This window comes from Pseudopedobacter saltans DSM 12145, from assembly GCF_000190735.1.
In the GTDB taxonomy this organism is placed as follows: Bacteria; Bacteroidota; Bacteroidia; order Sphingobacteriales; family Sphingobacteriaceae; genus Pseudopedobacter; species Pseudopedobacter saltans.
This window is the reverse complement of sequence record NC_015177.1, coordinates 793,993-808,213: the sequence shown is the minus strand read 5'-3', so window position 1 is coordinate 808,213 and position 14,221 is coordinate 793,993. Positions and strand designations below refer to the sequence as shown.

Annotated in this window: 16 protein-coding genes; 2 read left to right on the top strand and 14 right to left on the bottom strand. The window is 36.4% G+C overall.

The genetic code is table 11. From position 1 onward, the window contains the following. Positions 1 to 9: 9 nt before the first annotated feature. From PEDSA_RS03360 to PEDSA_RS03310, 11 genes are all read right to left on the bottom strand, one after another. Positions 10 to 663 (bottom strand): 1-acyl-sn-glycerol-3-phosphate acyltransferase, encoded by a 654-nt coding sequence (locus PEDSA_RS03360; protein WP_013631747.1) that lies wholly within the window; start codon positions 661 to 663, stop codon positions 10 to 12. Further along, the gene (locus tag PEDSA_RS03355; protein WP_013631746.1) at positions 653 to 1,480 is read right to left on the bottom strand and encodes an alpha/beta fold hydrolase; all 828 of its coding nucleotides are present in this window, start codon (positions 1,478 to 1,480) and stop codon (positions 653 to 655) included. The genes PEDSA_RS03360 and PEDSA_RS03355 overlap by 11 nt, the downstream gene beginning before the upstream one ends. Positions 1,481 to 1,543: 63 nt before the next feature. Beyond that, a complete protein-coding gene (locus PEDSA_RS03350) occupies positions 1,544 to 1,948 on the bottom strand; it encodes a holo-ACP synthase (RefSeq protein WP_013631745.1) in 405 nt (134 codons plus the stop codon). Then, positions 1,938 to 2,750, bottom strand: coding sequence for an enoyl-ACP reductase FabI (locus PEDSA_RS03345; protein ID WP_013631744.1), 813 nt, complete (start codon positions 2,748 to 2,750; stop codon positions 1,938 to 1,940). Before PEDSA_RS03345 ends, PEDSA_RS03350 begins: the two co-directional genes overlap by 11 nt. Continuing rightward, positions 2,747 to 4,096, bottom strand: a complete 1,350-nt coding sequence (locus PEDSA_RS03340; protein WP_013631743.1) for a beta-ketoacyl-[acyl-carrier-protein] synthase family protein — start codon at positions 4,094 to 4,096, stop codon at positions 2,747 to 2,749. The genes PEDSA_RS03345 and PEDSA_RS03340 overlap by 4 nt, the downstream gene beginning before the upstream one ends. Position 4,097: 1 nt before the next feature. Beyond that, positions 4,098 to 4,358 (bottom strand): acyl carrier protein, encoded by a 261-nt coding sequence (locus PEDSA_RS03335; RefSeq protein ID WP_013631742.1) that lies wholly within the window; start codon positions 4,356 to 4,358, stop codon positions 4,098 to 4,100. Positions 4,359 to 4,365: 7 nt separating this feature from the next. Next, positions 4,366 to 4,914 (bottom strand): hypothetical protein, encoded by a 549-nt coding sequence (locus PEDSA_RS03330; RefSeq protein ID WP_013631741.1) that lies wholly within the window; start codon positions 4,912 to 4,914, stop codon positions 4,366 to 4,368. Positions 4,915 to 4,917: 3 nt separating this feature from the next. After that, positions 4,918 to 5,640: an SDR family NAD(P)-dependent oxidoreductase gene (locus PEDSA_RS03325; protein ID WP_013631740.1), complete on the bottom strand. Its 723-nt coding sequence runs from the start codon at positions 5,638 to 5,640 to the stop codon at positions 4,918 to 4,920. A 144-nt stretch (positions 5,641 to 5,784) separates the two neighbouring features. Next, the gene (locus PEDSA_RS03320) at positions 5,785 to 6,351 is read right to left on the bottom strand and encodes a Maf family protein (protein WP_013631739.1); all 567 of its coding nucleotides are present in this window, start codon (positions 6,349 to 6,351) and stop codon (positions 5,785 to 5,787) included. 10 nt (positions 6,352 to 6,361) lie between these two features. Further along, positions 6,362 to 7,789, bottom strand: a complete 1,428-nt coding sequence (locus tag PEDSA_RS03315) for an L-serine ammonia-lyase (RefSeq protein WP_041536956.1) — start codon at positions 7,787 to 7,789, stop codon at positions 6,362 to 6,364. Positions 7,790 to 7,940: 151 nt separating this feature from the next. Then, positions 7,941 to 8,900 carry a Smr/MutS family protein gene (locus PEDSA_RS03310; protein ID WP_013631737.1) on the bottom strand — a complete coding sequence of 320 codons (960 nt, stop codon included), beginning with the start codon at positions 8,898 to 8,900 and terminating at the stop codon, positions 7,941 to 7,943. Between the two features lie 141 nt (positions 8,901 to 9,041). Here PEDSA_RS03310 and PEDSA_RS03305 point away from each other — a divergent pair, with 141 nt between their 5' ends. After that, positions 9,042 to 9,896, top strand: a complete 855-nt coding sequence (locus PEDSA_RS03305) for a DMT family transporter (protein WP_013631736.1) — start codon at positions 9,042 to 9,044, stop codon at positions 9,894 to 9,896. 28 nt (positions 9,897 to 9,924) lie between these two features. Here the strand turns inward: PEDSA_RS03305 and PEDSA_RS03300 are convergent, their stop codons facing one another. Then, positions 9,925 to 10,395: a DUF2147 domain-containing protein gene (locus tag PEDSA_RS03300; protein WP_013631735.1), complete on the bottom strand. Its 471-nt coding sequence runs from the start codon at positions 10,393 to 10,395 to the stop codon at positions 9,925 to 9,927. Positions 10,396 to 10,520: 125 nt separating this feature from the next. Here PEDSA_RS03300 and rluF point away from each other — a divergent pair, with 125 nt between their 5' ends. After that, positions 10,521 to 11,411 (top strand): 23S rRNA pseudouridine(2604) synthase RluF, encoded by an 891-nt coding sequence (gene rluF / locus PEDSA_RS03295; RefSeq protein ID WP_148233488.1) that lies wholly within the window; start codon positions 10,521 to 10,523, stop codon positions 11,409 to 11,411. A 145-nt stretch (positions 11,412 to 11,556) separates the two neighbouring features. Here the strand turns inward: rluF and PEDSA_RS03290 are convergent, their stop codons facing one another. Next, a complete protein-coding gene (locus tag PEDSA_RS03290; protein WP_013631733.1) occupies positions 11,557 to 12,753 on the bottom strand; it encodes a Gfo/Idh/MocA family protein in 1,197 nt (398 codons plus the stop codon). Between the two features lie 97 nt (positions 12,754 to 12,850). Beyond that, positions 12,851 to 14,209: a Gfo/Idh/MocA family protein gene (locus PEDSA_RS03285; RefSeq protein WP_013631732.1), complete on the bottom strand. Its 1,359-nt coding sequence runs from the start codon at positions 14,207 to 14,209 to the stop codon at positions 12,851 to 12,853. Positions 14,210 to 14,221 lie beyond the last annotated feature (12 nt).

Below are 14,221 nucleotides of genomic sequence, written 5' to 3'. Positions count from 1 at the left end.
TATAGTTATTTATGCGTTTTCTTCTGTAAATCGAAACTGTTTGTAAACAGAACTTTCATGAAATGAATTTATTTTACTTTGTACCGCTACGAAATCGAAATCGTTGTTATCTCCACAATCCAGCATATGGAAATAAACAGATGGTTTAAGGCTTTCGAAAAATTCCACTAGCATTGAAGTCCAAATAAGTTGGCATTTACATCCCACTTTTGGTAAAAGATAGCTTATTCCATCTTGCATTTCTATTTTTCTAACGTGATTAGATTCAAGTTTGCCTTGCGGAAATAAAATGAGTACGTTTCCTGGCTTACTCAAAAGCTCTGCTGCGTGTTCCAGGCTTTTATTAACAGATGGCGTCCCCGGAGCTATGGAAAAACCACCAAAATATCTTAACCAGGGATTTTTCTGCATTTGCTTCTTAAGAGACATATAATAAAATCCCTTCATTTTATTGTGCTTATAGATCGTGTTCAAGCATAGATAAGTAGCCAAAAAACCATCCCAAAAACTAAAATGATTGCACATTAATAAATAAGAATGGCCTGGCTTTATTTCGATATCCTTAATCACCAATTTATTGAAGCGGAATTTGATAATTAATTTCAAAAAAAGGAAGGCTCCTTTAACAAGAAACGGAGGAAGTGGCTTTGCTTTAATTATCATTCAACAATTCTAATAAAATTTCAGCGAATTTTTGATTAATCATATCGTGATTTTCGCTTATTACAACTTGCCGGGCGTTAGAAATTTTTGGAATAATTGATTTACCGATCTTCTGAGGATAGTTTCGATCTCTTTCTCCAAAAACAAAATAGCTTTTTATTTGATGAGCATTAATTGCATTAATAAACTTAGTAGTGTCCAGTGTAAGAAACCGCTTATAACTTAAACATGCATAAAAAGCAAAGCGTAAATCAAACGTACTAATTTCCTTATAAAGTATTTCATAAGAAGTTTTATCCACCACAGAAATTTTCTTTAAAACAGAAAGTAACCTGATCATCCCTTTATCACTTAGGGCCAGATATTCCAATAGCCTGTTTCCAATGGTATTTAAACTCAAAAATGTGATTATCTTTCCCGGTCTAAAACTCGCTGGTGCAGCAATTATTATCTCATTTATTTTGTGGGGAACTTCTTCGACCAGAGTTGTAGCATAATGAGACCCCATGGAATAAGCAATCATTGAAAACTTATCTATTCCCACACTATCACAAAAATCTACAAATAATTCCGATAATTCTTTCTTGGATATTCCTTGCTTAACAATAGCTAAAGTCTGGTTTTTTAATTTGGTTTCTTTATGAAAAAACAGATCGAATCCGTAAAAAGTGTATTGATGTCCAAAGTTCTCTTCTAAAATCTTAAACTGCTTACCATGCATCCCGTAGCCATGAAAGCAGAGCATATTTTGGTCCCCCGAACCAAATTTATAATAGTGCATTGAAACAAATTCATTCCCGAAATAATGATCCGTCATAATGGCGTATATAGTATAAATACGAAAGAGAAACTAAAAGTCCTCCCCGTATCCGTTATAATTTTAAATAATTCTTTTTGAAATGGCTATTACCCAAACGTATGAGCCGTCATGCGAAATAGATAAACTAATCTGAAAATCTGAAAATAATACTGGCAAAGAAACTGTTGGTTTACCCTGAATCTTTTCCCTAACTATTTCTATCTTATTAAAAGGCAGTGAAGTATCTGACAATTGCTTAATACTCTTATATACAGCTTCTTTAGCCGCCCAGGTTGATGCATATCGTAAAATAGGTTTATCGAATTGTTCACAATAAGCAATTTCCCTCGTAGTGAAAACTTTCTTTTTAAAAAGTTCATTAAAAGACTTTTCAAAATCCGGTAAAAACACCAAATCATTTCCAACAGTCAGGTCTAAACCCGTAGATAATGAAGTTATGAATTCCTTTACCTGATTACTCTTCATCTTTTGAAACTCCCATTATATTGAATCCGCCATCTACATAATGAATATTCCCTGTCACTTTCTTAGATAAGTCCGAAAAATAGTAAAGTGCGGTATCAGCCACATCACTTGCATCAACATTGCCTAATGGTGCTGTAAACTTCCCTACTTTTCTCAATTTCCTAACTCCATTAATTCCACCAGCTGAAGTAGTCATTACCAACCCCGCCGAAATAGCGTTCACCCTTACGGCAGATTTTCTAAAATAGCTGGATAAATACATCATGATATTTTCCAGGGCTGCTTTATTAATTGCCATACCTGCATAAGCAGGAAAAACGCGCTGTGAAGCATTATAGGTTAAAGTCAAGATCGAAGCATTTTCTGCCAACAGCGGTTCGGCAACTCTGGATATTCTCAATAAAGAATATGCACTGATATCAAAAGAATCAACAAAATCTTCTAGAGGTATATCTATATATGACGGCGTAGGTTTGCCACTTCCGGGAATACTGTAACAAAGCACATTTTGATTACCGAATGCCACGCCATGCAGAAGGTAATGAATAGGCCCCAGTTCTTTGTATATTTTTTCTAAAAAAGAGCTTATTTGACCTTCATCTTTTACATCTACTTCGGCGGCATAGGAAGTATCCATATTATGCTTTTCTAAAAGATATAGAACTTCATCTTTAGTATTGTTCACGTAATTTAAAACTACTTTGCAACCAGATTGATGAAGCCTTAATGCTATATGAAAAGCTATTGAACTTTCATTCCGAACACCGAAAACTACTGCTATTTTATTTTTATTATCTATCATAATTCTCTGGAAATTAAAATAGAACTATTTGTACCTCCGAAGCCATAATTGAGGCAGGCGATTCTATTAATTTCTTTGCCGAAAACAGATTGTGGTAATAAATCTCTGAAATATGCTAATGGTTCTTTTACGCCTTTCCAATCTTCTTTTTTCTGGAAGTTTTCCAATTCTGTATTTAAATTAAAAGAATTCAGACATGGCAAAACTGCTTGTTTTTGAAACATCAGTAAAGCTGTTATAAACTCTACCGAGCCTGCCGCTCCCAACATATGTCCAAATTGAGATTTAGGCGCCGCAATATGATAACCTTTATCTCCTAAAGAATCTACAACACTTAGCAGCTCCACAGCATCACCAGCCGGTGTGGAAGTTCCATGAACTTTAACAACATCCGGTACAATTCCGGTAGTTCCAAGAAGGCCTTTCCATAATCTTGTTTGCCCTTCGTAAGAGGGATAAAACATATTGCCGTCGCCATCCGAATTGTTATGATAATTATCTATAACAGCCAAAATATTTGCCCCTCTGGCTTTAGCTAGCTCATATTCTTCCAAACAAACTATACCTGCCCCAAAAGAACATACAAAACCATTCCGGTTTACATCAAACGGCCGAGAACTTTCCTCCGGCGAAAAACCTCTACTAAGCACCTGCATTGCATCAAACCCTATGAAGCTTTCTAAAGAGGTTCCTTCCACACCTCCTGCTACTGCCCTGTCTTGCAAACCGAACTTTATCAAGCGGTAAGCATGCCCTATATTTCCAAGTCCCGTTGCACAGGCAGATCCAATAGATTCACATACTCCTTTATTCCTGATGAGACAAGAAACATTTGCCGCTTCTCTATAAGTCATCGATCTATCAACGGTATGTGCACCTGCAGCCCTGCTTTTCATCCCCATTTCAAAAAAAGCATGCCATGCAGCTCTGGCAATCTCCGTTGCACTGCCTCCAGATCCCACCACCACTCCTGTGGCTTCTGATTCTATTTCTTTTTGATCCCAACCAGACATCTTTATAGCGTCTAGCGTAGCAAGCATTGCCCAGATACTGCCAATGTCTGCTGTAGATAAATTAGCAGCCGGTATACGATTCAAATGATCTATATAAACTTCAGGGTAAGTATTTACCAGTGTAGAATAAACGGCTTCAAGATTCATTTCAGCTTCGCTAACGTAGCCTGAAACTGTAGACCGGATGTTTTTCCCATGTGCTAGCGCTTTATCCCAGGTTCTGACCAGACTTTTATTTGAGAAAATTTTCTCTGCAAAGTCATCTAAATCAGAACAGGTAGGAAAAACACCGCCCATTCCTACTACTGCAACTTTTCTCCCTGCAAAATCCATATTATCCCTTTGCTTGCGTACGTACTATAAGATCCACTACATCTTTCACTTTAGATCCCAGGTCGTCAATATCGTCATCATCAAACTCGATCCCGAATTTTTGTTCTGTCTTTGCTGCTATATTGATCATTTCCGTTGAAGGAGTTCCCAAATCTGCGATAAAATCTGTTTCCTCGGTAATATTTACCAGCTTCTCCTGATCTACCGTTCTCACAGTTTTCAATATTTCCACTAAACCTTCAATTATTTCCTGTCTTTCCATTATAGTATTATTTATTAAAAATTTGTTTTTTCAAAGCTCTGCCCGTGATATCAAACAATTTGGCTACCAGTACAAAATCTTCTCTAAGATCGTAACCACTTAGCTTATTTTCATCAAAGTCCTTGAAATAGTTTTTTAAATCCAGGCCTTTGGGAACTTTGTATATTCTTCCGTCACAAACCATTTGCCTGAATTTAAAGAAAGTAATCTTGCCAAGGCACACAAAAGTATCTCCAACTTCTAAATAGTTGAGAAAATTAACTTGTCCTATGCTGATAAATGCTGGGATATAATCATCCAAAAGCTCCAGCGGATCTCGATTTTGTCTTTTAGCTTCCAAAAAAGTCGCACACGACACAATCGTTGCCTGAGCAAATGATTCTATTTGATCCACTCCTCTGAAAATTCCGAAATGATCCCTTACATCTATTTCTTTAGGACTGTAACTAGCTACAATTCCAACTTTTGGTTCATGCCAGTGGTAATCATCAACCAAAGTTTTCGACGGACCATGAGGAAGTATTTTTTCGGGAGAAATGCCTACGAGATTTTCCATTCTTTAAAAAAGTCCACCGTTAATATCAATATTACTCCCGTTTATATAAGAAGCTTTTTCTGACAAAAGAAAAGCTATAGTTTCTGCTACTTCCTCTGGTTTTCCAAAACGTTGAGCAGGAATCATTGTGAGATATTTTTCCTTTTCTGTTTGGGGCACTGCATCTGTCATGGGTGTTTCAATAAATCCCGGAGACACACTCAACACTCTTATCCGGTGATTATCGTATAGATTAGCAACTTCTTTCGCAATAGATTTTGTAAAGGCTATCAAGCCTGCTTTTGCAGCAGAATATACCGACTGAAATGCATTTCCTGTCTCGGCAACACAAGAACTCATTTGAATAACAACCCCTCTTTTCTTGAGACCAAAAAGTTTGATAACTGTTTTAGTTATCATAATGGGTGCTTTTAGATTAACCATCAACATTTTATCTATATCTCTTTCCGGTTGAAAAACCAGCGGTTTATCTATAGTGATACCTGCATTATTAATAACTGCAAATAAATCATCTCCATGATCTTTCTTTAATTTCTTGCAAAACTCGTTGAGTTCATCAGGATTCGAAAAATCAGCAGCCAGTACATAATTTCCTTCTCTGAGTTCTTTTATATTTTCTTCTTTAGAAGCGTGTAATATCAGGCAATAGTCTTGATTTAGCCTTTTAGCTAGCGCCAATCCCAGCCCAGAACTAGCACCTGTTATTAATACTTTTGGTTTCGTCAACGGTAGTTATAGATAATTTATCGTTTAGTAATGTCCAAAATTAAAATAATAGTACCAAAAAGCAAACTAAGTTCATATCTCTCAACCCATATCATTCAACGAAAAACAAAAAAACTAAAATTAAAAAAACTCAGTTAAGCCTCATTATAAACTGAAACCAAATTGTTTAAGCTCCCTGTACAATTTCTCGGTAGGCAAACCAACTACATTTGTGTAAGAGCCTTTTATTTTTGTAATCGCTGCAACGCCAATCCATTCCTGAATACCATAAGCTCCTGCTTTATCAAACGGTTTATAATTTTCTATATAATAGGTAATTTCTGCATCGCTAATTTCTCTGAAATAAACTTCAGTAACATCGCTAAAGGAGATTTGCTTTTCTTTGGATACGATAGTTACTCCGGTAATAACTTCATGCTTCCTTCCTGAAAGCCTTTTTATCATAGCAAATGCGTCATCAAAATCTATTGGTTTACCTAAAATCTCATTATCTACAACAACAATGGTATCCGCAGTTAAAATAATTCCTTCTTTAGATACGGGAAATGCATTGGCTTTCTTTTTAGAAATATATTCAGCTACTTCGCTTACTTTAAGTGATTCTGGATAACTTTCGTCAATCTCTTTAATATAAAGGGTATATTCCAACCCCATTAACTTCAATAATTCCTGCCTTCTTGGTGATTTCGACGCTAAATATATTTTTTGCATAATTTCTATATTAACATTCCGGAGAACTTAGCGGAATATTAATCGCCAGCCCCCCTTCCGATGTTTCTTTATATTTTGAATTCATGTCCAAAGCCGTTTGCCACATTGTATTTACTACTGCATCTAAACTTACTTTTGCGTTATCCGGATTGGTTTGTAATGCCAATTGCGATGCCGTAATAGCTTTTATAGCTCCCATGCTATTTCTTTCTATACACGGGATTTGTACCAAACCACCAATCGGATCGCAAGTTAGTCCCAAATGATGTTCCATTGCTATCTCTGCAGCCATTAAAACCTGCCTTTGGGAACCGCCTAAACATTCAGTTAACGCTGCTGCAGCCATTGCCGATGAAACTCCTATTTCTGCCTGGCATCCTCCCATAGCTGCCGAAATGGTAGCTCCTCTTTTAAAAATCGATCCTATTTCGGATGCTGTAAGCATAAACTGTATGACTTTATCATCTGAATTTCCGTCGCAAAATACCATTAAATAATGAAGTACAGCAGGAATTACTCCTGCAGACCCATTTGTAGGCGCCGTTACAACTCTGCTAAACGAAGCATTTTCTTCGTTTACTGCCAAAGCGAAACAACTAATCCAATTTAAGATATTCTGAAAATCCGAACCTTTGTTTCTTATTGCTTTCAACCACGAAATATAGTCATCATATTCGTAATCACCCAAGAGCTTTTTGTTTATTTTTGCAGCTCGACGTTCGACATAAAGACCACCAGGTAACGTACCCGAAATATGACAACCACGATAAACACATTCTTTTATAACAGAAACTATTTCTGATATCCCTTTTTTTATTTCATTCTCAGAACGAATTGCCAATTCATTCTCCAATACCACTTCAGAAATTTTCAAACCAGTTTTCATACACCAATGTAGGAGGTCTTTCGCATTTTCTATATGGAAAGGGTAATCTACATTAGAAGATTCTGAAAATTCCCTTTCCTCTCCTTCTTTTATAATAAAACCTCCTCCAATCGAAAAATATACAGATGACAGTTCTGTTCCGTCATTTAAGATAATTTTGAAGATGATTCCGTTAGGATGCTGTGGTAAACTTTTCGAAAATAAAAATTCGATATCTGTATTATATTCAAATGTCAAAGCATGTTTCCCTGCAAGAAGTAACGTATTTTTATCCTTAATATCAGCGATAATAGGATTTATCAAATTCACATCCATCGTTACCGGATCAAAGCCACATAATCCTAGCACAGCAGCGATATCTGTACCATGCCCAATCCCTGTCTTAGCAAGAGAGCCGTATAATAATACCTTTACCTGTGTTACTTCTTCTAAAACGTTCGCTATTTCTTTCAAAAAAGCCTGAGCTGCTCTCCAGGGACCAAGCGTATGGGAGCTGGATGGTCCTATACCAATCTTAAATATATCAAAAACTGAAAGTTGTTCGGGATTCATCATTTTAAATTATTTCAAATATTGTTATATACGCTTAAACCTTTTCTGGTTTAACTTAGTTCGTCATTTTTATTCCGATTATGTCCACGCTTTAGCATTCCCATATAAATGGCAGACAAAAGTTATCATTATATTGCAGAATATAATCATTTTAAATTTTAAAGATCACCTCTGTAGCGCCATAACCAAATTTCTCTCTCTGTGCGTCTTTGAACGTACGAACCTGAGAATGTTTACCTAATGCCTTATGGATATTGTCTCTTAACACTCCGTTTCCAACTCCATGTATAAAAACGATATCAGGGAATTTGTGAACAATTGCCGCCGCAAGCTTAGAATGAAACTCAGCTAATTGAATATTAAGTATTTCCGATTTACTCAAGAATTGATGATCATCACGCAGTTTTTCGATATGTAAATCAATTTCCCGTTGAGGCTTGTCTACTTTATTTTCTTCAGATTTAGGCTGGTTATAAAAACTTTCCTTAAGCTTTTGAACATCAATTTTTACTTCGGGTTCGTCTAATTGAAGAATCCATCCCTGTTGCTTGATAAAAGGTATTGTCTTTTTATTATCTGAAAAATCTTTAGCCTTAAATCGATATTCTAAATTAATAGGCTTAAGTGGCTTTATATTAGAACTGGTAAAAGTTAGAACATCAACTAAAAATTTGGGCCATAAATCCAATTCCGGCAAAGAAGCAGTATGCATTTTTGTAATAGATAAAGGGCCAAGTTTCGCTGCGAATTCGCCCTTATAATCATCTTTACGAACAGTAGTTAATGTAACCAGTAGTTCAAAGGAAGTTTCGTTTACCAGGTAGAAATGCACAAGAGAACCTTTATTCAAATCCTGTACGAATGCGATAGATATTCCTTTAGTTGAAAATTCGGCGGCAGATAATTCTTCTTCTTCAAGACCAGTACCAAAATCAGCTTCTACGGCATTTGCCATATGACCATGAACTCTCGCCAGATTACTAACCGCAACCGGAATTTCAAAATCGTCATCTCCGGTTACAGCCACAACCTGATCATCAATAATTCTGGTAATATAACCCTCTCTGTTTTCGTCTATAAAACGAACAAATTCTCCTAGCTTAAATTTCATTTAACAAATATCGTAACTATCGCAGAACTTACGACACAAATGAGAGCCTATTATTCGATTATTTAAATCGACACAGAATTTATTTTTTATTAAATCCCATGTATATTCTTAAATCTTATAAACTTATTTTTGTCCACAATAATGAAAAACATCCTGATAGGTATATTATTTGCAATGTTGTGGTCTTCTGCTGCAGTGGCCACTAAATTTGGTGTATTATCTGTACCTCCACTGGTATTAGGTAATGTTCGCTTTTTCATTGCCGGAATGGTTCTTATCCTTTATGCTTTATTGTCTAAAAAATATAGACAACCAACTATTCAGGAGTGGAAACATTTAGCCATTTTTGGTTTTCTAAACACTACCTTGTATCTCGGCTTATATGTTTATGCCATGAAATATACCGCTGCTGGTATCGGAAGTCTTGCAGTGTCAACTAACCCGCTATTGATTGTGCTGATTTCCGGTTGGCTAATTGGGAGAAAAGCTTCCAGAAAAGAATGGATAAGTATAATACTTGGAATTACGGGTATTTACATCGCTACAGTCCCATTACTAAGCAATAGCCAAACGAATCTTTTTGGATTACTATTACTGGCATTAAGCATGATTGCGGTATCTTTTGCAAGTGTCTATTATGCCAAAGTACGATGGAATCTGTCTAATATTTTAATAAACGGGTGGCAGGTTATACTGGGCGGCATATTCCTTTTACCATTTACTCTAACGATGTCTGATACTTCTCAACTTGTTTTAGATACTAGATTCTGGTACGCTGTACTCTGGCTAAGCTTAGCTGTATCTGTAGTGGGACTAATTTGCTGGTTCTATTTACTTCGTATAGACACCGTAAAAGCATCCTTATGGCTATTTCTCTGTCCGATCTTTGGATTTTTCTATGCATGGTGGCTTATGGATGAACCAATAACCTTGTACACTTGCATAGGGACTATTCTCGTTATTGGTGGTTTATATCTTAGTCAAAAGAAGAAATAGGATAAGTTAAAATCTCTTCAGCATTTTATTAAAACTTGCCTACAATAACATCCTCGGGCAATTTATCAAATGTTAGTGTCTTACCAATCCACTTAAATTTCCAGTAACCGGTTACTTTCAGCACTCCATCTTTGGTAACATAGGCTGAAGAATCCCAGAAACGACCGTGATAAGGATCATAAATTTTGCCATTTTCCCAAGTTTGCGTTTCCGGACTGTACTTCAACCCATCGACTATCTCCAAACCTAAAAGCTTTCTATTTCTTAAAGATGGATTCGGGTTACTTTCGTCCTTAAAATCGTCTATATCCTTTATCCCGTCAGGTTTAAACCACAAAATCTTGGCTCTAAGATTACCTCCACTCCTGAAAACTCTCACTACCAGATTCTTCTCCTTTGTAATCCATTTTCCACAAATCTTATCATCACTTATCTGGCCAACGGCGGTACTAACTGTAAGTACAAATCCAACGATCAAAAAAAGATTGTAGTACTTCATAGGCAAACGTTTATAATTGAAAGCCAAATTCTATACCAAAATAGCTATTTGATAACAAAGAACCAACGGTTTTTCATAATTAATAATATCAGATTTACTTTCTATCTTTGCCAAAATTGATGTTTATGGGATTCGGAGATCAAAACTTATTTCGGTTAAATAAAGCTATTAGCGACAGTGGAATATGTTCGAGAAGAGAAGCTGATCGTTTAATTGAAGAAGGCAGGGTAACTATTAACGGCAAGACGGCTAAAGTTGGTGATAGAGTAAGTGCTTTTGACGAAGTAATTGTTGATGATCGCAGATTGAAACTCAATAAAACGGGCGAAAGACCTGTTTACATAGCTTTTAATAAACCAAGGGGTATTGTTTGTACTACAGAGCCGGATGTCAAGGACAATATCATAGATTATATTAATTTCCCAAAACGCATCTTTCCTATCGGAAGATTAGATAAGCCTTCAGAAGGTTTGATATTCCTCACCAGCGATGGTAATATTGTAAATAAAATTCTTCGGGCAGGGAATAACCATGAAAAAGAATATATCGTTACCGTAGACAAACCTATAACTGATGAATTTATAAAGGGAATGATGAAAGGTGTCCCTATTTTAGATACAGTAACAAAAAAATGTCAGGTTTTTAAGGAAGGTGAATTGGTCTTCAGAATTATTTTAACCCAGGGCCTTTATAGACAGGTTAGGAAAATGTGTGAGTATTTTGGCTACCATGTTACTAAGCTTAAGAGAACCAGAATTATGAATATCTCCTTGGCTAAACTTCCTTTAGGCACCTGGAGGTATTTAACACCCGAAGAACTTCAAGGTATAATGGATATGGTAGATAGTTCTTCTGGGACGGAAGAAGCCTCTTTTGAAAATACGGAATTCAAAAAAGAGCAAAAACATATAAGATCAAAGCCCCAGGACTTGAAAAATAAAAAAAGAGACGAAAAACCTAAATCACCATCAAAAAAGAAGAAAAAAGCAGGGTCAGCTAAAAGATTTTATAGTTAATGGTTGTTTAAAAAGATATAAGTTAACAATTTTTGTCATTCCGATATTAGCTATAATCTCTTTATGGACTACTCCGACAGAGATTGTTCTTTAATCGAAATGACATTTCTTTTTTAAGAAGTCTCTTTTTTCCGCTCTTGTATAATCAAATATTAAATTCCGGTTTCCAATACTGAATTTTATCATTATATGCTGCCTGATTGATCATATCAACACAAAAGGCAGTTTTAGCTCCGGTAATTACGTTTGAGTCAGGTTGTTTATTTTCTATAATACTTTTATAATAATCCTTTAGTGCATACCAGGTTCCATCCTTTGTAGGCTCATTCAAAATCGGAATTCCGCCATCTTTATTCCATGTTATTTTCGTAGCCCCTGTAACTCCGTCCACGGTTTGCAGTGCTTCCATCATTTCTTTCTCAGGATAGATAACACCTTCATTTACCAAGAGAGAGATTGCCCCTTTAGATCCCTTAATTTTAAACAAATACCCGTCTTTTTTATTCGCACAAGTAGCACCAAAAGTACCAATCATGCCAGCATCTTTATAACGGAGAACTGCTTGTAGATTATCGAAAGTTTCCCTTCCATCCTTATAAAAATCAATTCCTCCGGTAGCAAAAATTTCCTGCGGATTCGTTTTAAAGGCCCAATTAATAAAATCTATTTGATGAGAGAGCAACTCTGCTGCCAGTCCGCCGGAATACTCTTTGTACATCCGCCAATTGACTTGTCTTTCCAGCGCCGGGTCTGGCACAGCCCTTCGCCAGTTCCAATTTCTATCCCAACGACAATCAATATGAGTGACTTTTCCTATATAACCACTCTCTATCATATCCTTCACTTTATAATACAAAGGGGACGACCTGTATTGATGACCTATTTGAAGTATTTGTTTAGAATATTTCTTTGATAAATTCACTAAATCCAGAGCCTGAGCAGAGGTATAGGTCATAGCCTTTTCAAGATAAACATGCTTACCGGCAAGTAGTGAATCTTTGGCTATGTGATAATGTTCGCTTAAAGGAGTAGCAATTACTACCACGTCAATCTGCTTGTCATCCAGAATCTTTTTATAATCCTTAGTTTTGTAAGCGTAGGTTTTTAACTTCTTAGCATTGTCTAATCTAAACTGTAAAGTGTCGCAAACGGCTACTACATCAAACAGGTCAGGTAGACTATCCATTACTGACTTTATGCCTGAACCACGATCTCCATAACCTATGATACCTACTTTTAATATTTTTTCCCCTTTTTGATATAGATTGGCAAAAGCCGAATTTTGTAATAAGACTCCACCTGCAATTAATCCACTTTGTGCCAAAAACTTACGTCTACTCATTATTATATTTACACAATATTAGAATTACTATTTACGACTATAAGCGATAATTAGTATGATGTTTATCAAAATACTATTTATCGCTTATAAAAAGAACTTAGATTTTAAAAATCTTTCCGTTAGCCATTACTTCTTGCGCCTTACTATCGAAAGTAGCTTTTGCTCCGGTATGAGACGCTGCTGTTGTCATAATATTAGCAATAGAATGATAATATCCTGCTTCTACCGGTGCATTTGGCTGCTTCCTGCTTCTGATACATTCCATCCAGTTCCTCATATGTGCAGAAGTTAATACGTCTGCTCCGGTATTTGCTGAAGCAGCTACTCTTTCCACTTTTTCCGTTAAATTCACTTCCGGTAACAAATTAGCTTTCATTCCCATCACTTCCGCTGCCTTCTCCGTTAATCCACCTTTTGGCGAAACTTTATTTGTAATCAAGTTAAGTTCTCCTCCATTTGAATAATATACTTCTGATGGTCTTTCATCTCCGTTATGCATCCTTGAATTAAACGTCACCTGAAAGCCACTATTCATATCATTTTCCGGACCATAATCAAATACAGCCGTAGTTGTATCCCAGTTTCTTCTACCATCTTTCCATTGATAAACTCCTCCGTTAGCAACCACACTTCTCGGATGTTTCAGGTTAGTAAACCAGTGAACCGTATCTATTTGATGCGACATCCACTGCCCTGGCATTCCTGATGAATAAGGCCAGAAAAGACGGTATTCTAAATACTTTCTTGGATCCCAGGCCTCGTAAGGTCTGTTCATCAAGAAACGTTTCCAATCTGTATCTGCTTCTTTGCATTTGGCAACAAGTTCAGGTCTTCTCCATCTGCCCGGCTGGTTAACGTTCCAGGTCAATTCGACCATGGTGATATTTCCAAATTTTCCTTCTTTTATAAATTGCTCTGCTGCCTTATAATTTAAACCACTTCTTCTTTGCGAACCTATCTGCACTATTCTATCTGTAGCTCTAACCGCTTTCAGAGCGGCTTTATTATCTTCCATAGTTTCGGCAAAAGGCTTTTCTACATATGCATCACATCCCGCCTTTACCGCTTCTATCGTATGTAGAGCATGTTGAAAATCAGCAGTACTGATTATTACACCGTTCAGATCTTTCATTGTATACAGTTCGTCATTGTTCCTAAACGCCTGTATCTTATTTCCCAACTTCTGTTCTAAAAAGCCTTTACCCTCTTCTCTTCTCAGCTTCCATAGATCAGAAACAGCTACTATTTCGAAATTAAGTTCTTTATAATGGTTTAGGAACGAAGGAAATAGAGAACTCCTGAAACGGTCTGAAAAACCAACAACTCCTATCCTTACCCTATCATTAGCACCTATAATTCTGCCATAGCTTTTTGCGCTCATTCCCATTGTGCCTAAGTAAACCCCTGCGGATGCAATTGCCGATTGTTTAATGAATTTTCTTCTTGAATTTTCCATAATCTATAATGG